This is a genomic window from Variovorax sp. DXTD-1 (assembly GCF_003984625.1).
In the GTDB taxonomy this organism is placed as follows: Bacteria; Pseudomonadota; Gammaproteobacteria; order Burkholderiales; family Burkholderiaceae_C; genus Variovorax.
Map to the genome: position 1 here is coordinate 120,673 of NZ_RWKH01000011.1, position 24,716 is coordinate 145,388.

At 67.1% G+C, this 24,716-nt stretch carries 23 protein-coding genes; 8 read left to right on the top strand and 15 right to left on the bottom strand.

The window, feature by feature from the left end; translation table 11 throughout:
- The first annotated feature begins 78 nt into the window (after positions 1–78).
- From gatC to gatB, 3 genes are read left to right on the top strand one after another with little or no spacing between them, the layout of a single operon-like run.
- Positions 79–378 carry an Asp-tRNA(Asn)/Glu-tRNA(Gln) amidotransferase subunit GatC gene (gene gatC / locus EJI00_RS12545; RefSeq protein WP_126747838.1) on the top strand — a complete coding sequence of 100 codons (300 nt, stop codon included), beginning with the start codon at positions 79–81 and terminating at the stop codon, positions 376–378.
- Positions 375–1,862: an Asp-tRNA(Asn)/Glu-tRNA(Gln) amidotransferase subunit GatA gene (gene gatA, locus EJI00_RS12550; RefSeq protein WP_126747839.1), complete on the top strand. Its 1,488-nt coding sequence runs from the start codon at positions 375–377 to the stop codon at positions 1,860–1,862. Before gatC ends, gatA begins: the two co-directional genes overlap by 4 nt.
- A gap of 1 nt (position 1,863) precedes the next feature.
- Positions 1,864–3,354 carry an Asp-tRNA(Asn)/Glu-tRNA(Gln) amidotransferase subunit GatB gene (gene gatB, locus EJI00_RS12555; protein ID WP_126747840.1) on the top strand — a complete coding sequence of 497 codons (1,491 nt, stop codon included), beginning with the start codon at positions 1,864–1,866 and terminating at the stop codon, positions 3,352–3,354.
- Positions 3,355–3,375: 21 nt separating this feature from the next.
- On the opposite strand, the gene EJI00_RS12560 is transcribed toward gatB, so the two are convergent.
- Both EJI00_RS12560 and pyrE read right to left on the bottom strand, forming a co-directional pair.
- A complete protein-coding gene (locus EJI00_RS12560; protein WP_409514017.1) occupies positions 3,376–3,993 on the bottom strand; it encodes a DUF4124 domain-containing protein in 618 nt (205 codons plus the stop codon).
- 82 nt (positions 3,994–4,075) lie between these two features.
- On the bottom strand, positions 4,076–4,759 hold the full coding sequence (gene pyrE, locus EJI00_RS12565) for an orotate phosphoribosyltransferase (RefSeq protein ID WP_126747842.1): 684 nt from the start codon (positions 4,757–4,759) through the stop codon (positions 4,076–4,078).
- A 12-nt stretch (positions 4,760–4,771) separates the two neighbouring features.
- Here pyrE and EJI00_RS12570 point away from each other — a divergent pair, with 12 nt between their 5' ends.
- A complete protein-coding gene (locus EJI00_RS12570; protein WP_126747843.1) occupies positions 4,772–5,575 on the top strand; it encodes an exodeoxyribonuclease III in 804 nt (267 codons plus the stop codon).
- A 14-nt stretch (positions 5,576–5,589) separates the two neighbouring features.
- On the opposite strand, the gene EJI00_RS12575 is transcribed toward EJI00_RS12570, so the two are convergent.
- The 12 genes from EJI00_RS12575 to atzF all read right to left on the bottom strand — a co-directional run bounded on the left by EJI00_RS12575 (position 5,590) and on the right by atzF (position 17,366).
- A complete protein-coding gene (locus EJI00_RS12575) occupies positions 5,590–6,363 on the bottom strand; it encodes a GntR family transcriptional regulator (RefSeq protein WP_126747844.1) in 774 nt (257 codons plus the stop codon).
- The gene (locus tag EJI00_RS12580) at positions 6,360–7,031 is read right to left on the bottom strand and encodes a cysteine hydrolase family protein (RefSeq protein ID WP_126747845.1); all 672 of its coding nucleotides are present in this window, start codon (positions 7,029–7,031) and stop codon (positions 6,360–6,362) included. The genes EJI00_RS12575 and EJI00_RS12580 overlap by 4 nt, the downstream gene beginning before the upstream one ends.
- Before the next feature lie 111 nt (positions 7,032–7,142).
- The gene (locus tag EJI00_RS12585; RefSeq protein WP_126747846.1) at positions 7,143–8,744 is read right to left on the bottom strand and encodes an ABC transporter ATP-binding protein; all 1,602 of its coding nucleotides are present in this window, start codon (positions 8,742–8,744) and stop codon (positions 7,143–7,145) included.
- Positions 8,745–8,751: 7 nt separating this feature from the next.
- Positions 8,752–9,453, bottom strand: coding sequence for a cysteine hydrolase family protein (locus tag EJI00_RS12590; protein ID WP_126747847.1), 702 nt, complete (start codon positions 9,451–9,453; stop codon positions 8,752–8,754).
- A 5-nt stretch (positions 9,454–9,458) separates the two neighbouring features.
- Positions 9,459–10,382: an ABC transporter permease gene (locus EJI00_RS12595; RefSeq protein WP_126747848.1), complete on the bottom strand. Its 924-nt coding sequence runs from the start codon at positions 10,380–10,382 to the stop codon at positions 9,459–9,461.
- 22 nt (positions 10,383–10,404) lie between these two features.
- Positions 10,405–11,466 (bottom strand): ABC transporter permease, encoded by a 1,062-nt coding sequence (locus tag EJI00_RS12600; protein ID WP_126747849.1) that lies wholly within the window; start codon positions 11,464–11,466, stop codon positions 10,405–10,407.
- A gap of 19 nt (positions 11,467–11,485) precedes the next feature.
- Positions 11,486–12,604 (bottom strand): BMP family ABC transporter substrate-binding protein, encoded by a 1,119-nt coding sequence (locus EJI00_RS12605; protein WP_126747850.1) that lies wholly within the window; start codon positions 12,602–12,604, stop codon positions 11,486–11,488.
- Positions 12,605–12,657: 53 nt separating this feature from the next.
- The gene (gene hpxZ / locus EJI00_RS12610; protein ID WP_126747851.1) at positions 12,658–13,038 is read right to left on the bottom strand and encodes an oxalurate catabolism protein HpxZ; all 381 of its coding nucleotides are present in this window, start codon (positions 13,036–13,038) and stop codon (positions 12,658–12,660) included.
- Positions 13,035–13,868 carry an ABC transporter ATP-binding protein gene (locus EJI00_RS12615; protein ID WP_126747852.1) on the bottom strand — a complete coding sequence of 278 codons (834 nt, stop codon included), beginning with the start codon at positions 13,866–13,868 and terminating at the stop codon, positions 13,035–13,037. The genes hpxZ and EJI00_RS12615 overlap by 4 nt, the downstream gene beginning before the upstream one ends.
- The gene (locus EJI00_RS12620; RefSeq protein ID WP_126747853.1) at positions 13,865–14,641 is read right to left on the bottom strand and encodes an ABC transporter permease; all 777 of its coding nucleotides are present in this window, start codon (positions 14,639–14,641) and stop codon (positions 13,865–13,867) included. Before EJI00_RS12620 ends, EJI00_RS12615 begins: the two co-directional genes overlap by 4 nt.
- Complete coding sequence (locus EJI00_RS12625) at positions 14,638–15,642, bottom strand: ABC transporter substrate-binding protein (protein WP_126747854.1); 1,005 nt, start codon at positions 15,640–15,642, stop codon at positions 14,638–14,640. Before EJI00_RS12625 ends, EJI00_RS12620 begins: the two co-directional genes overlap by 4 nt.
- 17 nt (positions 15,643–15,659) lie before the next feature.
- Positions 15,660–17,366, bottom strand: coding sequence for an allophanate hydrolase (gene atzF / locus EJI00_RS12630; protein WP_126747855.1), 1,707 nt, complete (start codon positions 17,364–17,366; stop codon positions 15,660–15,662).
- Between the two features lie 139 nt (positions 17,367–17,505).
- Between atzF and EJI00_RS12635 the strand changes: the two genes are divergently transcribed.
- Positions 17,506–20,187, top strand: coding sequence for a YncE family protein (locus tag EJI00_RS12635; RefSeq protein ID WP_126747856.1), 2,682 nt, complete (start codon positions 17,506–17,508; stop codon positions 20,185–20,187).
- A 46-nt stretch (positions 20,188–20,233) separates the two neighbouring features.
- Here EJI00_RS12635 and EJI00_RS12640 read toward each other — a convergent pair whose 3' ends face one another.
- On the bottom strand, positions 20,234–21,103 hold the full coding sequence (locus EJI00_RS12640) for a M48 family metallopeptidase (RefSeq protein WP_126747857.1): 870 nt from the start codon (positions 21,101–21,103) through the stop codon (positions 20,234–20,236).
- 58 nt (positions 21,104–21,161) lie between these two features.
- Here EJI00_RS12640 and EJI00_RS12645 point away from each other — a divergent pair, with 58 nt between their 5' ends.
- The 3 genes from EJI00_RS12645 (at position 21,162) to EJI00_RS12655 (ending at position 24,712) form a co-directional block, all read left to right on the top strand.
- Positions 21,162–22,547, top strand: coding sequence for an AmpG family muropeptide MFS transporter (locus tag EJI00_RS12645; RefSeq protein WP_126747858.1), 1,386 nt, complete (start codon positions 21,162–21,164; stop codon positions 22,545–22,547).
- A gap of 123 nt (positions 22,548–22,670) precedes the next feature.
- Positions 22,671–23,873, top strand: coding sequence for a beta-ketoacyl-[acyl-carrier-protein] synthase family protein (locus EJI00_RS12650; RefSeq protein WP_185868122.1), 1,203 nt, complete (start codon positions 22,671–22,673; stop codon positions 23,871–23,873).
- A complete protein-coding gene (locus tag EJI00_RS12655; protein WP_126747859.1) occupies positions 23,870–24,712 on the top strand; it encodes a beta-ketoacyl synthase chain length factor in 843 nt (280 codons plus the stop codon). The genes EJI00_RS12650 and EJI00_RS12655 overlap by 4 nt, the downstream gene beginning before the upstream one ends.
- Positions 24,713–24,716: the final 4 nt, after the last annotated feature.

Genomic DNA, 24,716 nt, shown 5'->3' on the forward strand with positions numbered 1-24,716 from the left:
CCTGAATCCCCCTCTGAATCCCGTGTCAGCACCCTCTCCGGCGTGCGAATACTCTCGGTTTTCCAGCCATTTCGACCCATGTCACTTTCCGCTTCAGATATTGCACGCATTGCCTCGCTGGCACGGCTGCAGCTTGCTTCCGACGAAAGCGAGCGCATGCTCAGCCAGATTAACGGCTTTTTTGATTTAGTCGAACGTATGCGTTCGGTCGACACCGCTGGCGTCGAACCGCTGGCCCACCCGGTGGCCGCCATCGAGGACATCACGCTGCGGTTGCGCGACGACGTGGTGAGCGAACCCGACAACCGCGAAGCCAACCAGAAGAGCGCCCCGGCCGTCGAAGCCGGCCTGTTCCTCGTGCCCAAGGTGATCGAATGAGCGGTGAATTGCATCAGATGGGCGTGGTCGCTCTGGCCAAGGCCTTGGCCGACCGGAAGGTTTCCGCCGTTGAAACCGCGCAGGTTTTCCTCGGCCGCATGAAGGCCCACGAATCGCTCGGCACCTTCGTGGATGTGAACGAGGAAGTCACGCTGGCCCAGGCCCGTGCGGCCGACGCGCAGCTTGCCGCCGGCAATGCCCCGGCACTGGCCGGCGTGCCGATTGCGCACAAGGACATCTTCGTCACCACCGATTTCGCCACCACCGCCGGCTCGAAGATGCTCGCCGGCTACCGCTCGCCCTTCGATGCCACCGTGGTGCGCCGCCTGGCCGAAGCCGGTGCGGTCACGCTCGGCAAGCTGAGCTGCGACGAATTCGCCATGGGCTCGGCCAACGAGAACGTGGCCGTACCCGCCGTGGGCCACGACAAGGCGGTGCCGGTGCAAAACCCCTGGAACCGCGAGCGCATTCCGGGCGGCTCGTCCGGCGCCAGCGCCGCGGCCGTGGCGGCACGCCTGGCCCCCGCGGCCACCGGCACCGACACCGGCGGCTCGATCCGCCAGCCGGCCTCGTTCTGCGGCATTACGGGCATCAAGCCGACCTACGGCCGCGCCTCGCGCTACGGCATGGTGGCGTTCGCATCGAGCCTCGACCAGGCCGGCCCCATGGCCCGCTCGGCCGAAGACTGCGCGCTGCTGCTGTCGGCCTTCTGCGGCCCCGACCTGGACCGCGACTCCACCTCGCTCGACAAGCCCGCCGAAGACTTCAGCCGCTCGCTGAACGATTCGCTCGAGGGCCTGCGCATCGGCGTGCCGAAGGAGTTCTTCGGCGAAGGCGTGGCGCCGGGCGTGCGCGCCGCCGTCGATGCGGCGCTGGCGCAATACGAGAAGCTCGGAGCCAAGCGCGTCGAAGTGAGCTTGCCGCGCACCGAGCTGTCGATCCCCGTGTACTACATCCTGGCCGCGGCCGAGGCGTCGAGCAACCTGAGCCGCTTCGACGGCGTGAAGTTCGGCCACCGCGCCAAGCAGTACAAGGACCTGGGCGACATGTACGAGCGCACGCGCGCCGAAGGCTTTGGCGACGAGGTGAAGCGCCGCATCATGATCGGCACCTACGTGCTCTCGCACGGCTACTACGACGCCTACTACCTGCAGGCGCAAAAGGTGCGCCGCATGATCGCCGACGACTTCCAGCAGGCCTTCAAGCAGTGCGACGTGATCGCAGGCCCTGCCGCGCCGACCACCGCGTGGAAGATCGGCGAGCATGGGGACGACCCCGTTGCCGACTACCTCGCAGACATCTTCACGCTGCCCGCGTCGCTGGCCGGCCTGCCCGGCATGAGCGTGCCCGCGGGCTTTGATGCAGGCATGCCCGTTGGCCTGCAGCTGATCGGCAACTACTTCGGCGAAGCGAAGCTGCTCGGTGCAGCGCACCGCTTCCAACAAGCCACTGACTGGCACACGCGCACGCCGGAGGGCTTCTGAAATGAGCGAGACCGTGAACACCTTCGAAGCACAACAAGAAGGCCGTCCGACCGGCCCGCTGGTGCGCGGCTATGAAGTCATCATCGGCTTCGAGACGCACGCCCAACTGTCGACCGCGAGCAAGATCTTCAGCCGCGCCTCCACCGCCTTTGGCGCGGAGCCCAACACGCAAGCCTGCGCGGTCGATCTGGCGCTGCCCGGCACGCTGCCCGTGATGAACAAGGGCGCCGTCGAACGCGCCATCAAGCTGGGCCTGGCGCTCGGCTCGCACATTGCGCCGCGCAGCGTGTTCGCGCGCAAGAACTACTTCTACCCCGACCTGCCCAAGGGCTACCAGATCAGCCAGTTCGAAATTCCGGTGGTGCAAGGCGGTTCGGTGTCGTTCTTCCTGGGCGAAGAAAAGAAGACGGTGCGCCTGGTGCGCGCCCATCTCGAAGAAGACGCCGGCAAGTCGCTGCATGAAGACTTCATCGGCCAGAGCGGCATCGACCTGAACCGCGCCGGCACGCCGCTGCTCGAAATCGTGACCGAGCCCGACATGCGCTCCACCGCGGAGGCCGTGGCCTATGCGCGCGAGCTGCACAAGATCGTCACGTGGATCGGCATCTGCGACGGCAACATGCAGGAAGGCAGCTTCCGCTGCGACGCCAACGTGTCTGTACGCAGGCCCGGCGAAAAGCTCGGCACGCGGCGCGAGATCAAGAACCTGAACAGCTTCAAGTTCATGCAGCAAGCCATCGACTACGAGATCCGCTGGCAGATCGAGGAGATCGAAGACGGCCGCAAGATCGAACAGGCCACCGTGCTGTTCAACCCCGACACGGGCGAGACGCGTGCGATGCGCGCCAAGGAAGACTCGGCCGACTACCGCTACTTCCCCGACCCGGACCTGCCGCCGCTGGTCATTGCGGCCGACTGGATCGAACGCGTGCGCAGCGAGATGCCCGAGCTGCCGCGGGCGATGGCTGAGCGCTACGTGAGCGACTACGGCCTGTCGGAATACGACGCGGCGCAGCTCACCCAGAGCCCCTCGCTCGCTCGCTACTTCGACGACGCAGTGAAGGCCGGCGCCACGCCCAAGCTCGCGAGCAACTGGATCACGGGCGAGATGGCACGCCGCCTGAACGCGCAGGAAATCGGCATCGAGGCCGCACCGGTTTCGGCGCAGCAGCTCGCCCAGCTGGTGCAACGCGTTGCCGACGGCACGCTGCCCAACAACGCGGCCCGTCAGGTGTTCGATGCCCTCTGGACCGGCGACGGCAGCGATGTCGACGCCATCATCGAAGCCAAGGACCTGAAGCCGATGAACGACACCGGCGCGCTCGACAAGATCCTGGACGAAGTGATTGCCAAGAACCAGAAGAACGTCGACGAGTACCGCGCCGGCAAGGAAAAGGCCCTGAACGGCCTCGTGGGCCAGGTGATGAAGGCCAGCGGCGGCAAGGCGAACCCCGCTCAGGTCACCGAACTGCTCAAGGCCAAGCTGGCCTGACCGGCCCCTACGGCGGCGGAGCTACTTGCCGCCGCCGTTCTGGGGGGACCAGATCTGCTTCAGGCGCGCGCGCTCTTCGTCGAAGCGCGCGTTCACGCGCTTCTTCTCGTCTTCCTGCTCGCCGATGAAGCGGTTCTGCACGGCCACGCTCTGCGCGTTGTCTTCGAGCTTGCGGCGCACCGCGCCCGGCGCCTTGCTGATGTCATGCTTGTAGAACTCAAGCTCCTCGTCGATCTTCTTGCGGTCTTCGGCAAGTTCGGCCAGGCGCTTCTGCGCGGCCTGGATCACCGCATCGATCTGCACCAGCGCCTCCTTGCGCTCCCGCTCGTGCACGGTCACGTTGGGATAGCGCACCAGCAATGCACGCTCCCGCCGGCGCTCGTCGATCAGGCGCGCGGCCTGCAGCGCCGCCTCGCGGGCCCGGTCTTCGCGCTCGGCCAGTTCGCGCGCGGTGTAGGTCGGCTCGATCTTGCGGCGAGTGGTGCCGCTCGGGCTCAGTTCGCGCTGCTCGCGGTCGATGCATTCGGCAATCGGCCGGTCGGCCGTGAGCGTGCGGCCGCGGGCGTCGGTGCACGAATAGATGGCGGCCGGTGCCGGCGCGGGCTGCGCCGGCGCCGCCATGGGCAACAGCGCTGCCATCAGCGGCAGCAGCAGCGGCAGCACCGGCGTGGCGAAAGGACGGGCCGGCTGGTCGAGCTTGCGCACGGGCATGGGAGTGGCCTCAAATGGCGCCGTAGCGGGCGCGGTAGGCGAGAACGCGCTCGCGATGCGCACCCAGGTCGGCGGCGGCGTTGCCCGACAGGTAGTTCAGCAGGTCGTCGAGCGTGGCGATGGCCACCACCTGGAGGCCCAGCTGGTTGCGCACGTACTGCACGGCGCTGTGGTCCACGTCCACGCCGTTTTCGGTGGCTTTCTCCTGCCGGTCGAGCGCAATCGATACCGCGTGCGGCGTGGCGCCGGCGGCTTCGATGGCCGCAATCGATTCGCGCACCGCGGTGCCGGCCGACATCACGTCGTCGACGATGAGCACGCGGCCCTTGAGCGGCGCACCCACCAGGTTGCCGCCCTCGCCGTGGGCCTTGGCTTCCTTGCGGTTGTAGGCAAAGGGGTAGTTGCGGCCACGCCGGGCCAGTTCGGCCGCCACCGTGGCGCCCAGCGGAATGCCCTTGTAGGCGGGGCCGAAGATCATGTCGAACTCGACGCCGCTTTCGATCAGCCGGTCTGCATAGAATCCGGCGAGACGAGCGATCTTGGCGCCGTCGTCGAAGAGGCCCGAATTGAAGAAGTAGGGGCTCAGGCGGCCGGCCTTGGTCTTGAACTCGCCGAAGCGCAGCACGCCAGAGTCGAGTGCGAACTGGACGAAGTCCTGCGCCACCGCACTGCTTTCCACACCATCTACAGCCATCGGAATTTCCTTGTGTTCAAACTGACCAGCCTCAATCTCAATGGCCTGCGTTCGGCCGCCACGAAAGGGGTGGCGGACTGGGTGGCCGAACTTGCGCCGGATTGTATTTGCATGCAGGAGATCCGGGTGCAGGCCAGCGACATCGAAGGCAGGTTCGAAGAAATGGCCGGTCTCAAGGGCTATTTCCACTTTGCCGAGAAAAAAGGCTACGCCGGCACCGCCATCTACACAAAGCACGCGCCAAGCGCCGTGGTCGTGGGCTGGGGCGACACCGAATTCGACGCTGAAGGCCGGTATCTCGAGCTGCGCTTCGACACGCCCGAGCGCAAGCTCTCGATCATCAGCTGCTACTTTCCGAGCGGCAGCTCGGGCGAGGAACGGCAGGAGGCCAAGTTCCGCTTCCTGAAGGGCTTCTTCCCGCACCTGATTGCGCTCAAGAAAGAGCGCGAGTTCATCCTCTGCGGCGACATCAACATCGCGCACAAGGAAATCGACCTCAAGAACTGGCGCGGCAACCAGAAGAACAGCGGCTTCCTGCCCGAGGAACGCGCCTGGATGACCCGCCTGCTCGACGCCGGCGCCGATGGCGCGGGCTTGGTGGACGTGTACCGCATGCTCAAGCCCGAGACCACCGCCGAGGCGTACACCTGGTGGAGCAACCGCGGCCAGGCCTATGCCAACAACGTGGGATGGCGGCTCGACTACCACCTGGCCACCCCGGCGCTCGGCGCGCTGGCGCGCAATGAGCAGATCTACAAGACCATCAAGTTCAGCGACCACGCGCCGATCACGGTCGACTACGACTTCACGCTGTAGCCCGCCTGCCCGCTTCAGCGCGGCGCTGTCTTGCCCGCGTGCCGCGCCAGGTGCACCTGGTGCAGCGTGATCTTGCGCACCTCGGCCTGGCTGGTCTCGATGTGCGCGCGCAGCAGCATTGCGGCCTGGTCGCCGCGGTTGGCGCGAACGGCCTTCAGGATCTTGGCGTGCTCGTCATAAGTGGCGTCGATGCGCGGCTGCTGCGTGAAGTCGAGGCGGCGGATGATGCGGATGCGATCGGTCACGTCGCCGTGCACGCGCGCCATCTCGGCGTTGCCCGCGGCGGCCACCAGCGAGCAGTGAAAGGCCTCGTCCCATTGCGCCACCTGCGCGGTGTCGCTGCTGCGCTGGGCCGCGGGCACAAGCCAGATGTCGGCCAGCGCCTCGAGCAGGCTGCGGTCGACGCGGCGGTCGGCTTCGCACAGGCGATGCACGGCCGTGGTCTCGAGCACCATGCGCAGGTCGTAAAGCTGCTCGAACTGGTCGAAGTCGAAAGGCAGCACGCGCCAGCCGCTGCGGAACAGCACCTCGACAAAGCCCTCTTGCTGAAGGCGGAAAAGCGCCTGCCGCACCGGCGTGCGCGAAACGCCGAGCCGCTCGCTGATCTCGTTCTCGGTGAAGCGGTCGCCCGGAACAAGGATGAAATCGGCCACGTCGCGCTTGAGTTGCGCGTACACCTCGTCGGCGCGCGTACGAAAAGCGGTTTCGCCGGGGGCGGGGACGGCGGATACGGGCGAAGCGGAGCGGGAACGAACAGTAGGCACGTGGGGAATATTAGTCGCTGTCATTGCCCGCCGCGAAGCGCAGCCAGCAGCGCCCTGCTTGGCGCGGTCCAGCCGACGATGCCGCCCTGGGCGCGGACCATGTCGAGTGTGGCCTCCTTGAAGGCCGGAAAGTAGCTCTCGGTGCAGTCTTCGAGCAGAAGGCAGTCGTAGCCGCGGTCGTTCGCTTCGCGCATGCTGGTCTGCACGCACACTTCGGTGGTCACCCCGCCGAACAGCAGGTGCGTGATGCCGCGCGCTTGCAGCAGCTCATGCAGACCGGTGGCGTAGAACGCGCCCTTCCCGGGCTTGTCGATGACGATTTCGCCTTCGACCGGCGCCAGCGCATCGATGATCTGGTTGCCCGGTTCGCCCGCCACAAGGATGCGGCCCATCGGACCTTCGTCGCCGATCCGCAATGCCGGATTGCCGCGGTTGCGCTTGGCAGGCGGGCAATCGGAAAGATCAGGCTTGTGCGCCTCCCGCGTGTGCACCACGAGGCCGCCGGCTTCCCGCCAGGCCTGCAACGCCGCTTTTGTCGCCGGAACGATCGCTTCGAGCAGGGTCACATCGTTGCCCAGCGTTTCACCGAAGCCGCCGGGTTCGATGAAGTCGCGCTGCATGTCGATGAGGACCAGGGCAGCTTTCTTGATCCCGAACTCGTAGGGGAAGGGAATGGCTTCTTCTATGCGCATGTTGTTGCTCGCTTGTTCAGAGGGCGCGGGTGCGGCGATGGGCGGGATGCACAGGGGCAAACACTCCACCTTTGAGCCCGGTTTGCGGCCTTCCGATGAACAGCAGAGCACTCATGCCACAGCCTCCAACGGCTCATGATGCCCGCCACCCATGTGCGCCCCGATCACGTGCCTCTCAGCGCCCTCAGCCGAAGTCTCGAACACGATGCGCCCTTCGCTCATCACGACGATGCGGTCGGCCAGCTCAAGCAGTTCGTCGAGGTCTTCGCTGATGAGCAGCACCGCTCCGCCCTTCCCGCGCACCTGCACGATGCGCTCGTGAATCTCGGCCACGGCCGCAAAGTCGAGGCCGAACACCGGGTTGGCGGCGATCAATACGTTGATGTCGCCGGCGAGTTCACGGGCCAGTACGGCGCGCTGCACGTTACCGCCCGAAAGGCTGCGAATCGGCGCGCCCTCACCTTGCGTCTTCACGCCGTATTCGGCAATCCACTCGCGCGCCCGATTGCGCCAGAAGGGAAAGTTCAACACGCCGCCTCGCGACAAGGGCGGCCTGTCGAAATCGCGCAGCGCCATGTTCTCCGCCACGCTGAGATCGCCCACGCACGCGTTGCGCAGCGGCTCCTCAGGCAGGCTGCGCACCTTGAGGCTTCGGTTCTCTCCGCGCCGTGCGCTGTATGGCTGACCCATGACGCTCACCTTGCCGGCGAGCCGCGGCCGCTGCCCGACCAGGGCCTCGACCAGCTCGCGCTGCCCGTTGCCCGAGACGCCCGCCACGCCGAGGATTTCGCCCGCGCGCACCGAAAGCGCCAGGTCGTGCAGCGCCAGGGTGCCCCGGTCGCCCTGGGCGCGGAGACCTTCGACCTTCAATGCAATGGGTGCCGCTGCGGACACGGGCTTTCTGGCAGCGGGCAATGCAGCCGGTGCGGAGGAGGAAGCCTCAGCATCCTCGCCGCCCATCATGGCCCCTGCCAACCGTGCCGGGCTCGTGTCCGCCACGCGGCAATGGTGCACCGCCTTGCCGCGGCGCAGTACCGTCACACCGTCTGCATAGGCCATGACCTCGCGGAACTTGTGCGTGATGATGAGCACGGTGCACAAGCCGCTGCGCGCGAACTCGCGCACATGGCCCAGCACCTCGTCCGCCTCCTGCGGCGTCAGCACAGAAGTGGGCTCATCGAGGATCAGGAGCCGCGGCTTCAGGTACAGCTGCTTGAGCAGTTCGAGCTTCTGTTTTTCGCCCGCGGCAAGCTCCGAAGGCCGCGCGTCCAGGTCGAGGCTGAAGGGCGTGATCGCGAGAAAATCCTTCAGCTCCGCGCGCTTGGCTTTCCAGTCGATCAGCGCGGGCGTCTTGCCGCCCGCGAGCAGCAGGTTCTCCGCCACGGTCATGCCCGGCGCCAGCGTGAAGTGCTGGTACACCATGCCAATGCCCAGCGCGCGCGCCACGATGGGATTGGCAATGTCCTGCTCGCGGCCGTCGATCAGGATGCTACCCTCCTCAGCGCGCTGGAAACCGGCCACGCACTTCACCAGCGTGCTCTTGCCCGCGCCGTTCTCGCCGAGCAGCGCATGCACCGTGCCGGGCTCCACGCGCATCGTCACGCGGTCCATGGCGGTGAAGCTGCCGAAGCGCTTGGTCAGCTCGTAGGTGTCGAGCGCGAGTGCGCCGCTGCCGCCCGGCAGGGCGCCGATCGCATGGGGCGCGGCGCTCATGCGTGCGTCACCTGAGCGCAGCGAGCAACTGCTGCGAGGCGGCGTGCGCACCGAACACGCCGCCTTGCATCGTGATCATCTTCAGCGCCGCCAGATGGTTGCCATGGTCGGTGGCAGCGGTGCAGTCGGACAGCAGCAGGCATTCGAAGCCGCGGTCGTTGGCGTCGCGCATGGTGGTGTGCACGCACACGTCGGTGGTGATGCCCGCAAGAATCAGGTTCTCGATGCCGCGCGTGCGCAAGATCAGTTCGAGATCGGTCGCGTAGAACGACCCCTTGCCGGGCTTGTCGATCACCACCTCGCCGGCGAGCGGCGCCAGTTCGGGAATGATCTCCCATCCCGGCTCGCCGCGCACCAGGATGCGTCCGCACGGCCCGTCGTCGCCAATACCCACTCCGTTCGCGCCAATCTGGCGCGAACGCCAGCGCTTGTTGGCGGGCAGGTCCGCCAGGTCGGGCCGATGGCCTTCGCGCGTGTGAATGATGTGAAAGCCCAGCGGCCGCATCGCCGCGAGCGTTCGCGCGATCGGCTGAATCGGCGCCTGCACCAGCGAAAGGTCGTAGCCCATCACGTCCACGTAGCCACCCTTGCCGCAGAAATCGGTCTGCATGTCGATCACGATCAACGCGGTGTTGTCGGGCCGCAATGCGCCGTTGTAGGGCCAGGCGTAGGGCTCGGCCTCTACATGGCGGCCAGTTGTCGTTGTCATGGCGTTCAGTTCCTTGTCGATGAAAGTTCGCCGGGGCTGCCGAGTGCCGTGCTGCCGGGCCTGCAGGTAAGCACAAGAATGACCAGCGTGAGCACGTAGGGCACGGTGTTGAACAGGTGGTAGCCCCAGCCGACGCCGATGGACTGCAGCGCGGGCCCGATGGCACCCGCACCGCCGAAGAGAAACGCAGCGCCCACGCAGCGCAGCGGGCTCCAGCGCGCGAAGATCACGAGCGCGACGGCAATGAGGCCCTGGCCGCTGGAGATGCCTTCGTTCCAGCTGCCCGGATAGAACAGCGTGAGCGATGCGCCGCCGAGCCCCGCGATGAAGCCGCCCGCTGTGGTCGCTGCAATGCGCAGGCCCGACACCGAATAGCCGAGCGCCCGTGTGGCCTGCGCCGAATCGCCGGCCATGCGCACCAGCAAGCCGGCGCGTGTCCGCGCAAAGCCCCACCAGAGCAGCACGGCCAGTGCCACACCGATGGGCACCAGCGCATTGAGCTGCAGCGCCGATCGCACCACCGTGTTGTCACTCCAGAAGCCCAGCGGTATGGCGGGAATCTGCGGCGCCTGCGGCTGGATCAGTGGCTTGCCCAAGTAGAACGCGAGCCCCGTGCCGAGCAGCATCAGCGCGATGCCGGTGGCCACGTCGTTCACCCGGTCGAGCGAACACAGCAGGCCGTGCAGCAGCGCGAGCGCCGCGCCCGCCACCGCGCCGATCAGCACGCCGAGCCAAGCCGAATCGGTGAGATAGGCGCCACCGAAAGCCGCCATGGCCGACAGCACCAGCACGCCCTCGAGCCCCAGGTTAATGCGCCCCGACTTCTCGGTAAGGCATTCACCCAGGCTCACGAAGAGAAAGGGTGCCCCCACGCGCAGCGCACCGCCGACGATGCCGGCCACGAGCGCGATCCACTGGTCAGCGGTCATTGGTGCACCCTTGGCGCTGCGTTCATGCCGGGCTCCCCGAAGCGCGGAGCATGCGTGCGCGCAGCGCGCCCCAGTCGACCATGCGCAGGCCCTCGCTCGCAAGAATGAGCACGAACGCAATGCCCTGCAGCACCAGCACCGAGGCATCGGGCAAACCAAGCCGCCGCTGCAACAGGCTGCCCGCCGCGCCGAAGCCGCCGAACAGGATGGCCACCGGCACGATGGCCGCGGGGTTGTGCCGCGCGATGAACGACACCAGGATGCCCGCGTAGCCATAGCCCGCAATCAGGGAGGCATTCGCATTGGTGTGAACCGCCGTCACCTCGACCGCGCCCGCGAGCCCCGCGCAGGCACCGCCGAGCGCGCAGGCGCCAAGGATGAGCCGTGTGGCCGGCAGCCCCACGAGCTGTGCCGTGCGCGGATTGCCGCCCACCACGCGCACCGAAAAACCCGAGGCGGTGGCGCGCAGCCACCACGCGAGCCCGAGGCAGGCGACCACGCCGATCACGAAGCCCCAGTGCACGTCGGAGCCACCGATGCCGCCGATCAGCAGCCCCTCGTTCAGCGCATGGGTCGATGGCTTGTTGAGGCTGGCCGGGTCGCGCAGCGGCCCTTCGACAAGGTGCTTGAAGATGCCGATGGCAATGTAGGCCAGCAGCAGGCTGCTGATGGTTTCGTTGATGCCGCGGTACTGGCGCAGCCAGCCCGCAAGCGCGATCCACAGCGCCCCGGCAAGAGCGCCCGCAACGCACACTGCCGCGGTACCTACGACGTTATGAGGCAAGGGCACCGCGTGCGCGAGCGCCGCCGAGGCCAGGCCGCCCAGCACCAGCGCACCCTCCCCGCCGATGACGATGAGCCCCGCCCGCGCCGGCAGCGCCACGCACAGCGCGGTGAGCATCAACGGCGCGGCGCGCTGCAAGGTGTTCTGCCAAGAGAACCAGTCGCCGAACGCACCCTTGAACAGCGTTGCCCAGACCTCCACCGGATCGGCGCCGGCAAAGGCCACCAGCACACCAAACAGCAGCAGCGCCGCCGCAATGGCGAACACCGGCAGGGCGAATTCCTTGAGCGCGTGGCGCATGGTGAAGATCAACTTGGAATCAGGCCGAGCCGATCACGCCTTCGACCAGGTAGTTCATCTTTTCCAGCTCCAGGTCGGTCTGCTTCAGCACCTTGCCCGCCGGCACCACGACGGCGCCCTTGTTGTCCTTGATGCCGTCCTTGAAGATGTCGAAGGTGCCCGCGATCATCCTGGCCTTGATGTCGTCGGCCTGCTTCCTTGCGGCGTCGGGCACCATGGGGCCGTAGGCGGACATCTTCACGTAGCCTTCCTTTAGGCCTCCGCGCAGGAAGTTCGGGTGCGGCTTGCCGGCTTGCGCGGCGTCGATGGCCGCCTTGTAGGCCGTGAGCCAGTTCCACTCGGCACCGGTGAGGTACGCGTTGGGCGCCAGTTTGGCTTGGCTCGCGTGGTAGCCGCAAACCATCTTGCCGCGCTTGGCCGCCGTCTCGACCACCACCTTGGGGCCGTCGACGTGCATGGTGAACACGTCGCAGCCCTGATCGGCCAGGCTGTTGGTGGCCTCGGCTTCCTTCACGGCCATCGACCAGTCGCCGGTGAAGATCACGCTGCAGGTGATGTTCGGCTTGACCGACCGCGCGCCGAGCGTAAAGGCGTTGATGTTGCGCAGCACCTGCGGAATGGGCTTGGCGGCAACGAAGGCGATCTTGTTGCTCTTGGTCATGTGCGCGGCGATCACGCCGTTCAGGAACTGGCACTCGTCGATATAGCCGAAGAAGCTGCCGGCATTCTTCGGGTGCTTGCCCTCTGTCCAGAGGCCGCCGCAGTGCGAGAAGCGCACATCGGGGTTCTTGGGCGCAACTGCGAGGATGTGCGGATCGAAATAGCCGAACGAGGTGGGAAACAGCAGCTTGGCGCCGTCCTGCGAGATCATGCCGGCCATGGTCTTCTGCACGGCGGCCGTCTCGGGCACGTTCTCTTCTTCCACCACCTTCACGCCGGGCAGCTTCTTGACCTCCGCCGCCGCCATGGCGTGCGCCTGGTTGTAGCCGTAGTCGTCGCGCGCGCCGACGTAGATCACGCCGACGGTCAGCGGCTTGGCCTGTGCGCCGGCAAGGGCGCTCCAGCCTCCGAGGGAACCGGCAGCGCCGAGCGCGGCCAGGGATTTGAGGGACTCGCGGCGATTGATGGGGCTGGTCATGAGGATCTCCGGTCTTGGATACAAGGTAGGGTGCAAAAAATGTGCCTGGGTGTTCAGTCGATCAGGCTCACGTGCGCGGCGGCCACGCGCCAGCCGTCGGCGGTGCGCAGCCAGGTCTGGCTCTGGCGACCGGTCTGGCGGCTGCCTTCGCGGCGGAACTCGGCATTGGCGGTCGCAAGGTCGCGGCCGTAGGTGGTGATGACGGTGCGCAGCAGCTCGCGCGGCGGGCTCTGGACCGGCAGCGATGCACGAAAGGCGCTGATGGCCGCGTGACCGTAGTGGTTCTCTGAGTAGCCGTAGCGCAGCGTGTGCGGGCTGTTCCAGAACAGCTCGTCGAGCACATCACGGCGGTTGGTGACGAGTGCTTCTTCATACCGCGCGAACACCGCGGTCACTTCGGCAAGCACCTCGGGGATGTTGATCTCCAGGGTCATCTGCGAACCTCGCGCTGGAAGATGTCGAGGCTGAGCTTCTTCATTGCGACAAAGCTCTCGGTGCTCAGCGTCTCGACCGTGCGCGGCCGTGCATCGCCGTAGCGCAGGATCTCGGCCACCTTGGTGGGCCGCTTGGTCAGGAGCAGCACTTCATCGGCCAGGTACACAGCCTCTTCGAGGTCGTGCGACACCAGCAGCATGGTGGTGCCGGTCTGCATGAACACCTCCTGCAGCTTCTCGCGGATGAAGAGCGTCATCTCGAAGTCGAGCGCGGAAAACGGCTCATCGAGAAACAGCACCTCGGGGTTGGGCGCGAGCGCCCGCATGATCGATGCGGTCTGCTGCTGGCCGCCCGAGAGTTCGTACGGAAAGCGCTTCAGGTCGAACTTGACGTCGAACGAAGCCACCAGCTCTTCCATGCGCCGGTCGACCTCGGCCTTGCTGCGGCCTTCGAGCTTCAGCGGATAGGCGATGTTGTCGATGGTGCGCATCCACGGGAACATCGCCTCGCGGTAGTTCTGGAATACGTAGCCGATCTTGGTGTCCTTGCGCTGTTTGCCGTCGAACAGGATCTCGCCCGCATCGATGGGAATGAGCCCCGCGATCATGTTGATGAGCGTGGACTTGCCGCAGCCGTTGGGGCCGAACACCGAGACGATCTTGTGCTTGGGAATGTCGAGGTCGAAGTTCTCGTACAGCGGCCAGCCCGCAAAGTACTTCGTAAGCCCGCGAATGGTGATGTGCGTGCCGGCCGGGCCGGGCTTGAACACGGGCTTGGGCACGTCGGCATACACCGGGCCGTTCACGACGATGTCTTGCGTGGCTTTCATCGGCCGCTCCAGTGCACGATGCGGCGTTCGGCCACAAGAAAAAGAATGTTGAGCGCATAGCCCAGCGCACCGGCGGCAAGAATGGCCGCATACATGCTCTTCACGTTGAGCACCTGCTGCGCATCGATGATGCGGTGGCCAAGGCCGGTGTCGGAGCCGATGAACATTTCGGCCACGATGACGATCACCAGGGCCATCGACACCGCCGAGCGCAGGCCCACGAAGCTGGGCTGCAGGCTTTCCCACACCAGCACGTCCTTGAAGATCTGCCAGCGCGAGGCACCCATGACGCGCGCCGCCATCACGCGCTGCTTGCGCGCATTGATGACGCCATAGGCGCTGTTGAACACCACGATCAGCAGCGCGCCGAAAGCCGCAATGGCCACCTTGTTGACGTCGGATACGCCGAAGATCAGGAGGAACAGCGGAATGAGCGCGGACGAAGGCGTGGAGCGGAAGAAGTCGATCAGGAATTCGACGCTGCGGTAGGCCTTCTCATTGCTGCCGAGCAGCACGCCCAGCGGCACGCCGACGACCGCCGCAATCAGAAAGGCCTGCAGCGTGCGCCAGACGGTCATCGCAAAGTCCGTGAGCAGCGGCCTGCCCGCAAGGCCCGTGATCAGCGCCGCAACGGTGTCGGCGGGCGTGGGCAGCAGGATCGGCTTGATGAAGCCGAGCCGCACCGCCAGGTCCCACACGATGAACAGCACCACGGGTCCGATGAAGGGCAGCAGCCGGTCGCGCAGCGAGGGCTTGGGCAGGGCCATAGTCATGCCTTGTAGAGCAGCCCGTCCACCAGCACCTTCTTCTCGAAGATGCCTTTCTCGGTGAACAGGTCGTAGAACTTCTGGAAATACGCCACGTCGCTCGGCTTGAACTCGTTGTAGAGCATGTAAGAGGCAAGAGGTACTTCGGCCGTGAGCTTGCCCTCGATGGCGGTGTAGCCCTTCATGTGCTGGCGGGCATCGTCGGGCTTGGTGCGCACCAGCTCCACGCCACGCGCATAGGCGGCGATGTACTTCTTGGCGACTTCGGGGTTCTTCTTGATGAACTCGCTGGTAAGGCTGGCCGCGCCACCGTGCCAGGGCGCCATGGGGTCGCCCAGGATGTACTTGGCGACCACGCCGGCCTCGATGACGCGCGTGGTGCCGTTCATGCGGCCCACGGTGCCGGTGGGCTCCAGCGTGTAGCAGGCGTCGACCTGGCCCGCGACGAGCGCGGCCACGTGCTGGCCGATGGGCAGTTCGCTCACCGTGGCACCCTTGGCGCCGGCACGTTCGAGCATGGTCTTGCACAAGGTCACGTTCTGAATGCCGGGGCCTGAAGCGATCTTCTTGCCGGCCAGCTCGGCCATGGTCTTGATCGGGCTGTCCTTGGCGACGATGAATTCGTCGAGCACGAACTTGGCGTTGCTCGGGTTGGTGCAGAAGATCTTGAAGAGCCCCGGCTGCGCGATCTCGCCGATGGCCAGGTTGGCCGAGCCGGTGCCGTTGGAGCTGCCGTCGCAGCGGCCCGCCAGCATGCCTTCCATGACCTGCTGCGCGCCCGCGAACTTGAGCGGCTCCACGTCGAGGCCGGCTTCCTTGAAGTAACCGCGGTCCACCGCGGCAAAGAAGGGCAGACCGGCGGCCACGGGCCAGAAGCCGATTCGGATCTTCGGTGCGGCTTGCGCGCGCACGATGGCCGGTGCGGCCAGCACGGCCAAGCCCGCTGCGCCGGCCTGCAACAGCTGGCGGCGCGAGGCGGCGGCGGGCGATTTTTCAGGGATGCGCATGAAGACTCCTCGATCGATCAGGTTGAAATGGCTTGGGAAGGAACGGTGCGGCTCGCGATGTAGGCACGCCAGCCGCCGTGGTGGCTCACGTCTTCGGCGTCGGCCAGCGCATGGCCTTCGCAGATGAAGCCGTGCACCCAGCTGCCGTCGGCAAGCTCCACGCTGCCGAGCCCCAGCGGAGGCGGAATCAGCGCCAGGAAGCTGCCGACCTGCGCAACCGGAACCGACCACACTTCGAGCGCGATGGCGGTGCCGCCTGCGCTGCGCTGCAGTCCCGGCTTGGGCGGCACGGTGCCAGGCAATGCGTGAAGCCGGTAGCGCGGCGCGGTGGTCGTGGCACGCAGCAGCGTGGCGCCGCGCTCGGTGAGCTGGCTGTTGAGCGGCATGCCCGAAAGGTGTGCGCCGACGACAGCGATGGGCATCGTCTGCGCTTGCGAGACGCCCAGGCCCGGAATGGGACGCGGCTCGGGCAGCGGCTGCCCGGTAGCGCCCTGCGGCAGGCCTGTGGCGTCGTGATAGCGCTGGCCCAGATCGGCCAGCGCAAGGTCGCTGCCGCACGGGGCGATCAGCGTGATACCGAACGGCAGGCCGTCGGCGCGCAGCGAACTCGGCACCGCGATGGCGGCGTAGTCCAGCAGGTTGACGAAGTTGGTGTACGCGCCGAGGTTGCGGTTGAGCACGACCGGATCGGCGCGCATCTGGTCGCGCGTGTAGTGCGTGGGCGCCGTCGGCACCAGCAGCACGTCGATGCCGCGCCACATCGGCTCGACCTGTTGCGCGAGCGCGCGCAGTCTTGTCTGCGCCTCGAACACGTCGGCGGCGCTGTAGCCGCGCCCGCTTTCGAGAATACCGCGCACCGGTTCGATGACCTGGGGGCCATGCGCATCGAAAAACCCGCGCACCGCGGCATAGCGCTCGGCCACCAGTGCGCTCTCATAAAGCAGCGCGGCGGCCTCGGCGAGCGGGGCGAAGGGAATCGTCATCGGCGTGCCGCCGAGCGCGACGAGCCGCGCCTGTGCGTCGCGGAAGGCCGCTTCGGCTTCTGCATCATCAAAGAAGCTCAGCGTATCGGGCACACCGAAGCGGAATGCCGATGGAAATGGGTCGCTGCGCAAGGCAAGTTCGCGCGAATAGGGATCGCGCGCGTCCGGACCCGCGGCCGCAAGAAGCACGTCGACAGCCAAGCCGACGGTGCGCGCGAAGATCGACACGCAGTCCGCGCTCTGCGCAGCAGGCACCACGCCGAAGGCGCTCAGCAAGCCGCGCGAGGGCTTGATGCCGACGATGTTGTTGAGCCCCGCGGGCACGCGGCCCGAGCCGGCCGTGTCGGTGCCGAGTGCGAAATCGACCTCGCCCGCGGCCACCACATAGGCCGAGCCCGAGCTGGAGCCGCCCGAGACGTAGCGCGGATCGAAGGCATTGGGCACCTCGCCATAGGGAGAGCGCGTGCCGTTCAGGCCGCAGGCGAACTGGTCGAGATTGGTCTTGCCGAGAAGCGATGCACCGGCATCGAGCAGCTTCTGCACCACGGCCGCGTGTGCCGAGGGTTTGCGGTCGAAGGCCGGACAAGCGGCCGTGGTGGGCACGCCGGCCACGTCGATGTTGTCCTTGACTGCGAAGCGCAGGCCGGCGAGCGGGCCTTTTCCCGTATCCATGCCGGGCACGGGCCGAGGGAAGCGCGCGATCCACGCCGCGGCGGCCGATCCGTTTTCTTCATGCACCATTTCAAAGCATCCAAACTTGTGTACAAGTTGAGATGCAAACTGTGTGCCAGCGGTGGCCAGGCCGCCGCCGACGCTCGCCGTGACATGCGAAGCTGCGATACTTGCGACACAAGTATTGAGAATTCGCCACCATGCAGCGATGGCATCGTTGCATGGCTTCGAGCGGGTTGGGGAAAAAAGCGGGAGGAATATGGCGCTGAGATTCGCGGCCGTCGTCGGCCTTTGTTTGGCACTTGCCGCATGTGGCGGTGGAGGCGGTGGAGGCGGTTCAGCTTTCCCAGGTGCAGTCGGCGCCGGTTCGGAAGCTTCCGCGCCGACCGACACGGGCACCGCCCCGGCCGACATCAGCTTTTCTCTGGCGGCGCTCACCGGCAACCAGCGGCCCGGCACCAGCGTCAGCCACATGGTGAAGGTCGACGTCACCCATGCAGGCGGTTTCGATGGCCCGGTCTATCTGGCGCTGGACGATCCGCAGCAGATACTGAGCCAGGGCAGTGGCCTCAGCCTGGTCCGCATCGACGCCTCGAGCTACGCGGCGGTCCTGAACACCTCGGCCACTCTCGCACCGGGCAAGTACCAAGGAGCGTTCCCGGCCTATCTCTGCAAGGATCCGGCCTGTGCCGGACGCTACGCGAGCTCACGGGTTTCCCTGCCCTACCTTGTCAACGTCACGCCCAACCCGCTGACGGCCTTCACGTGGATGAGCACCCGCGCGACCGCTCACGTGGGCGCAGCCGATCCGCCCGGGATCGACGTGCAAATCAGGGGGCCCGCCGGCGGCTGGAAGGCCAGCACCGGCAGCAGCTGGCTCCAACCCACCCCCTCGGAAGGCACGCTGCCCGCCACCCTCAGGGCGCGGTTCGCCATCCAGGGCATGGCTGCCGGGATCTATCAGGACCAGCTGGTCGTGCGCTCGGCGGATGGCCAAGAGGCCCGGGTCGGGTTCACGCTGGAACTGCTGCCCACGCAGTTCCGGGTCAGCACCGCGGCTTTCTCTTTCACCGGCGTGAATGGCGCGACCATCCCGCCGCAGACGCTGACATTCGATCTGGACAACGGTGTATCCGCGAGCTGGACGGCCAACACCGCCGCGCCATGGCTGCTCCTCGCGCCAGGGTCGGGCATCACACCGGGCTTGCTGACCGCGCGGGCCGACGCGAGCAAGTCCAGCCTGGCCTCGGGCGCTCACGCCACGAGCATCGTGCTTGCCTCGGCCGGGTACCCGAGCAAGACCGTGAACGCCGCGCTCACGCTCGCGAAGCCGACCTTGTCGGCGCCGTCCACCACCGTCACGCTCGGTGGCCCCAAAGGTCGTGACGAGGTCGCGCAGTCGGTCTCGGTGAGCCTGAACACCGGCGCCAACAAGTGGCCCTGGACCCTGTCTGCGCCGCTCATCACGTGGGCCACCGTGTCGCCCACGTCCGGGAGCGTCGATGCGAGCGGCACGCCGCTGAGCTTCTCTCCGGTTGTCAGCGCCGCCGCGCCCGGCACCCATTCCGGCATTGCGACGGTCTCGGCCAAGGTCAACGGCGACACGGTCTCGCTGCCGTTGACGGTGGTCCTGAACCGGGACAAGCGGCAGCTTCTTTCCTCCGAATGGGGCATCGGCTTCGCCAGCACGCCGGCAGGATCGGTGCTCACCAGAACCCTGCGGGTCACCGACAACTTCGGCGCCGCCATCCCATGGACCGCCACCTCCAGCGCGCCATGGCTTTCGGTGACGAGCGGCGGCACGACCAGCACCGGGCCGGACCTGGCGCTCGTCGCCAATCCGGCATTGGCTGCGACTGACGCGATCAGCTATGCGACGGTCACGCTGAGAACCTCGACCCCTGGTGTGTCGGATGCGATCGTCCGCGTCGGCCTGTGGCGCTCCGGCGACGGGCTTAGCACGCTGACCACGCTGCCCACGGACTATCTGAACGCCGTCGCCGACACGATCCGGCCCTACGTCTACGCACACAACGGCGGCAGCGCCATCGACATCTACAACGCCCACCTGGGCACGAAGGTCGGCACCATCGCGAACGCGGGGACCACACTGGCCGAGATGGCCGTTGCAGCCGATGGAAGCAAGCTCTACGCAGTGGACACGACCAGCAAGAGCATCGTGGTGGTCGATCTGGCGACCGCGTCGAAGACCGACGCCTGGCCGCTGCAAGGGAGCGTCCAGGCGAGCCTGAGCCTGCTGGCGATCCGCACCAATGGCAAGGACATCGTTCTTGCCGGTGACGGCGGCGCCTACGCGGATGGTCGAAGGATTGCCATGCTGCCGAGCGGTTTTGGCAACGTGGTGTACGCAGCATCGTCCGACGGACGAAGGCTCTTCTCCCACACCCGGGGCCTCAGCCCCTCCGGCGTGCAGGCGCTCGACCTCGACTATTCGGCCATGGGGGGAGGAACCCTGATCGCTAAAGGCACCGCAGGGGCCAGCTTCATCAACGGCAGCAGCAATGGACAGGGCATTGCGGTGAACGCCGACGCGACGGCGCTCTATATCGCATCGGGTGCGCCGTATCTCTGCTCCTCCGTGAATCCCGTTAACCTGGCCTTCATTGCGAGCCTTCCAGGCGGAGATGCCTACCCCAACAACGTCAAGGTCACGCGGGACGGCCGTGCGATCTGCGGCATCAGCGGCCTGTACTCGAGTGCCGACATCTGGGTCCACGCGCCCGACGGGGCCCTGTTGCGGTCCTTCAAGTTTGCAGGCTACGCGAGAAACCTCCTCGACCGCCAGCTCGTGGTGACGCCCGACGGAATGACCGCCGTCGGTCTGACGAGCGACCCTCGGATGGCGTTCATTCCGCTCGGCGCACCGTGATCGCGCGGTACCCGCGCACGCGGGTGCCGCCTTCCACAAGGAACGGTCAGCTGCCGCGCCTGGCTTCGCGGTAGAGCTTTTCCACCTTCGGCAGGTTGGCTTCGAGCTTCTGGATCCGGTCCGGCCCGCTCGGGTGGGTCGACAGAAAACTCAGCCCGCCCTGGTTCTTGGACGCCGTGGCCATCTTCTTCCACAGCGACACCGAGGCCTGCGGGTCGTAGCCCGCCCGCGCCGCCAGTTCCAGGCCGACGAGGTCGGCCTCGGTCTCATCGCTGCGGCTGAATTTGAGGGTGATCAACTGCGTGCCGGCGCGGGCCGCCAGGTCGCCCATCTGGCCCAGGCCCAGCAGCTGCGCGCCGATGGACAGCGCGGCGCCGGTGCCGGCGCTCTTGGCCATGCGGGCGCGCGCATGCTCGCGCAGCGCATGGGCCATCTCGTGGCCCATCACCATCGCCACCTCGTCGTCAGTGAGCTTGAGCTGCTCGAGGATGCCGGTGAAGAAGGCGATCTTGCCGCCCGGCATGCAGAAGGCATTGATCTGCTTGCTGCCGATGAGGTTGACCTCCCACTTCCAATCGCGCGCCCGCGTGTTCCAGGGCGTGGCAAAGGGAATCAGACGGTTGGCGATGGTGCGCAGCCTTTGCAGCTGGGCGTTGCCGTCGCCCGCCAGCGCCCCCTTGGCGCGCGCCTGCGCGAGCAATTGCCCGTACTGCTGGACGCCGGCGGCCTCGATCCGGTCGGCAGGCACCAGGTTGCGCGCCACGGAGGCATTGCCCACGTTGACCTGCGCCAGCGCCGGACCCGTCAGTGCCACGCCGGCCGCGGCAAGCAGGAAGGCCCGCCGCGGCTGCCAGGCCGAGGAACGGGAGACTGAAGAAGCCGCAGAAGGAAGAAGGAGCTCGCATCGTGTGCACATGCGCAGATCATAGGAACAATTGCCGACAAAAAGACGGCTCGGCGCATGCCGCGCCCTCATGGACAATCCGGGGTTCATGTCTGCCCAGCCCGCCGAAACCCCCACCGCCTCTTCCCTGCCCTGGCGCGACGCGCTGAAGGTCTATCTCGAGCCTGCCACCCTGCGCATGCTGGCGCTCGGCTTTTCCGCCGGCCTGCCGCTGCTGCTGGTGCTGGGCACGCTGAGCTTCCGGCTACGGGAAGCAGGCATCGACCGCACCACCATCGGCTACCTGAGCTGGGTGGGGCTGGCCTACGGCTTCAAGTGGGTCTGGGCGCCGCTGGTCGACCGGCTGCCGCTGCCGCCGCTGACCACGCTGCTCGGGCGCCGGCGCGGCTGGCTGCTGCTGGCGCAAGGGCTGGTGATCGCGGGGCTGGTCGGCATGGCGCTGAACGATCCGCGCCAGGGACTGGTGCCGCTGATCTGGTGTGCGCTGCTCGTGGCGTTCGGCTCGGCCACGCAAGACATCGCGCTCGACGCCTTCCGCATCGAATCGGCTGAAACCCGGAAGCAGGCCGCGCTCGCCGCCGCGTATCAAACCGGCTACCGCCTCGCGATGATCTGGGCCGGTGCCGGCGTGCTGTGGGTCGCGGCCTGGGCCGAGGCGGCGCCGGTGGCCGGCGTCACCGGCGCGGCGGCGTACCAGAACGCAGCCTGGAAGACGGCCTACCTGGTCATGGCCGCCTCGATGGCGGTGGGCGTGCTCACGGTGCTGCTCTCGCCCGAGCCCGCGCGGCGCGTGCTGCCCAAGGCCAAGAACGCGGCCGAGTGGCTGCAGGGCGTGCTCATCGAGCCCTTTGCCGACTTCATTCGCCGCTACAAGTGGCAGGCCGCGCTGATCCTCGCGCTGATTGCCATCTATCGCATCAGCGACGTGGTGATGGGCATCATGGCCAACCCGTTCTATGTCGACATGGGCTTTACCAAGGACGAAGTAGCCACGGTCAGCAAGATCTACGGCGTGGTGATGACGCTGGCGGGTGCCTTCGTCGGCGGCGTGCTGTCGATGCGACTGGGCGTGATGCGCGTGCTCATGCTGGGCGCGGTCCTCAGCGCCGCCAGCAACCTGCTGTTTGCCTGGCTGGCCTCGCGCGGGCACGACCTCACGGCGCTGATTGCAGTGGTGTCGGCCGACAACCTGGCTGGCGGCATCGCCTCGGCGGCATTCATCGCCTATCTCTCCAGCCTGACGAACATCAGCTACTCCGCCACGCAGTACGCCCTGTTCAGTTCGCTGATGCTGCTGCTGCCGAAGTTCATTGCCGGCTACTCGGGCGTTTTTGTGGATGCCTACGGCTACGCCCCCTTCTTTACCGTCACGGCCCTGCTGGGGGTGCCGGTGCTGTTGCTGGTGGCGCTGGCCGCCCGCGTCACCACGACCACAGCCCCCGCCGAGCGTCAATAGAGCACGGGCCTTATAGGAAAACAGCTGACGCTGGAGCCCCCGTACAACTGGTAGGCTGCGACTTTCCGGTTACCTTCCGCATCGCTTTCAAAGCGTTTACTTTCGCCCGAACCCTCAAGCAACGTGCCGCCCCGCATTTCTCCCCTTCAGATCAGCGCCTTCACGGCCACTTCGGCCGTCGGCGTCGGCAAGGAGCCGCTCGCCGAGGCGCTCGCGCATTCGCGCAGCGGCTTGCGCGCCAACGATTTCGGCGATGCGCCGCTGCCCACCTGGATCGGCCGGGTCGACGGGCTCGAAGACATTCGCCTGCCCGAAGACCTCGCCCCCTGGGACTGCCGCAACAACCGGCTCGCCTGGCTCGGCCTGCACGCCGATGGGTTCCCCGAAGCCGTGGCGGCCGCACGGGCCAAGTACGGGCCCTCGCGCATTGCGCTGATCCTGGGCACATCGACGTCCAGCATCGGCGAAACCGAACTGGCCTACACCCAGCTCGACGCCGACGGGCTCTTTCCGGTGAACCAGCGCCGACCGGCCGTGCACACGCCGCATTCGCTGGCGATGTTCGTGCAGCAGGTGCTCGGGCTCACCGGGGCCAGCGAGACGATTTCCACTGCCTGCTCGTCGAGCGCCAAGGTGTTCGCCTCGGCCGAGCGGCTGATCCGCCTCGGGCTGGCCGACGCCGCCGTGGTGGGCGGGGTCGACACGTTGTGCGGCAGCGTGCTGTTCGGCTTCAATTCGCTCGAGCTGGTGTCGAGCGAGCCCTGCCGGCCTTTCGACGCCGGCCGCAAGGGCATCAGCCTGGGCGAGGCGGCCGGCTTTGCGCTGGTGGAGCGCGTGCAGGACGATGCGGACGCTCCGCTGCGCCTCCTCGGCTACGGTGAAGCCAGCGATGCGCACCACATGTCGACGCCGCACCCGGAAGGCCTGGGCGCCGAACGCGCGCTCGACGAGGCGCTGGCGCGCGCGGGCCTGGCGCCCGACGCCATCGACTACATCAACATGCACGGTACGGCGAGCCAGAAAAACGACGAGGTCGAAGGCGCGCTGGTGGCGCGCCGCTTCCCCGCCTCCACGCACGCCAGCTCGACCAAGGGCTTCATGGGCCACACGCTGGGCGCGGCGGGCATCGTCGAATCGGTGATCAGCCTGCTGGCCATCGAGCGCGGGCTGATGCCGGGCACCGTGAACACGAACGAACTCGATACCGGCTTCGGGCCGCAGATCAAGCTGGAGCCTGCGCACGGCGAGGTTCGCTACGCGCTGACCAACTCCTTCGGTTTCGGCGGCAACAACTGCTCGCTGGTGTTCGGCAAGGCCGCTCAATGACCGCCGCGAACCAGGCTCCGAAGCCGCCCACCCTTTACATCGAAGGCCCAGCCTTCTGGACGCCCACCCTGCCCGGCTGGGAGGCCGCCCGTGCCGCCTTTCGCGGTGAAGGCACGCTCACCGACCCGCCCGCCAAGCGCCCATCGCCGCAGGTGCTGGCGCCCGCCGAGCGCCGCCGCGCACCCGATACCGTGGCGCTCGCATTGGAGGTGGCTGCCGCCTCCATGGCGGGCGCGGGCCGCAATGCGGCAGACGTGCCCTGTGTATTCGTCTCGGCGCACGGCGATCTGTCGATCAACGACTATATGTGCAGCACCCTGGCCACAGACCCGACGGTGCTGTCGCCCACGCGCTTTCACAACTCGGTGCACAACGCGGCCGTGGGCTACTGGACCATCGGCACGGGCTGCATGGCGGCCAGCAACTCGGTGTCGGCTTACGAGAACAGCTTTGCCGCCGGCCTGCTCGAGGCCGCGGTGCAGTGCGCGGCCGACCAATCGCCGGTGCTGCTGGTGGGCTACGACACGCCCACCGTGGGCGCGCTGACCTCGGTCACCGACAGCCAGGGCCTGCTGGCCGTGGCGCTGGTGATTGCGCCCGAGCGCACCGAGCGCACCGTGGCCTCATTCGACTGGTCGACGCAGAGCGGCGACGGCAGCGCGCCGGCGCCGATTTCGGACGCCGCCAAGACGCTGGTGCACATCAACCCGATGGCGCACGCGCTCGGCCTGTTCGAATCGCTGGCGCGCGTGGCGGACGACGACCCGCCCGGGCCGCTGGACCTGCCGCTTTCTTCCACCCTGGCGCTGCGGTTGCAACTGCAGCGGGTCCGGGACTGAAGTT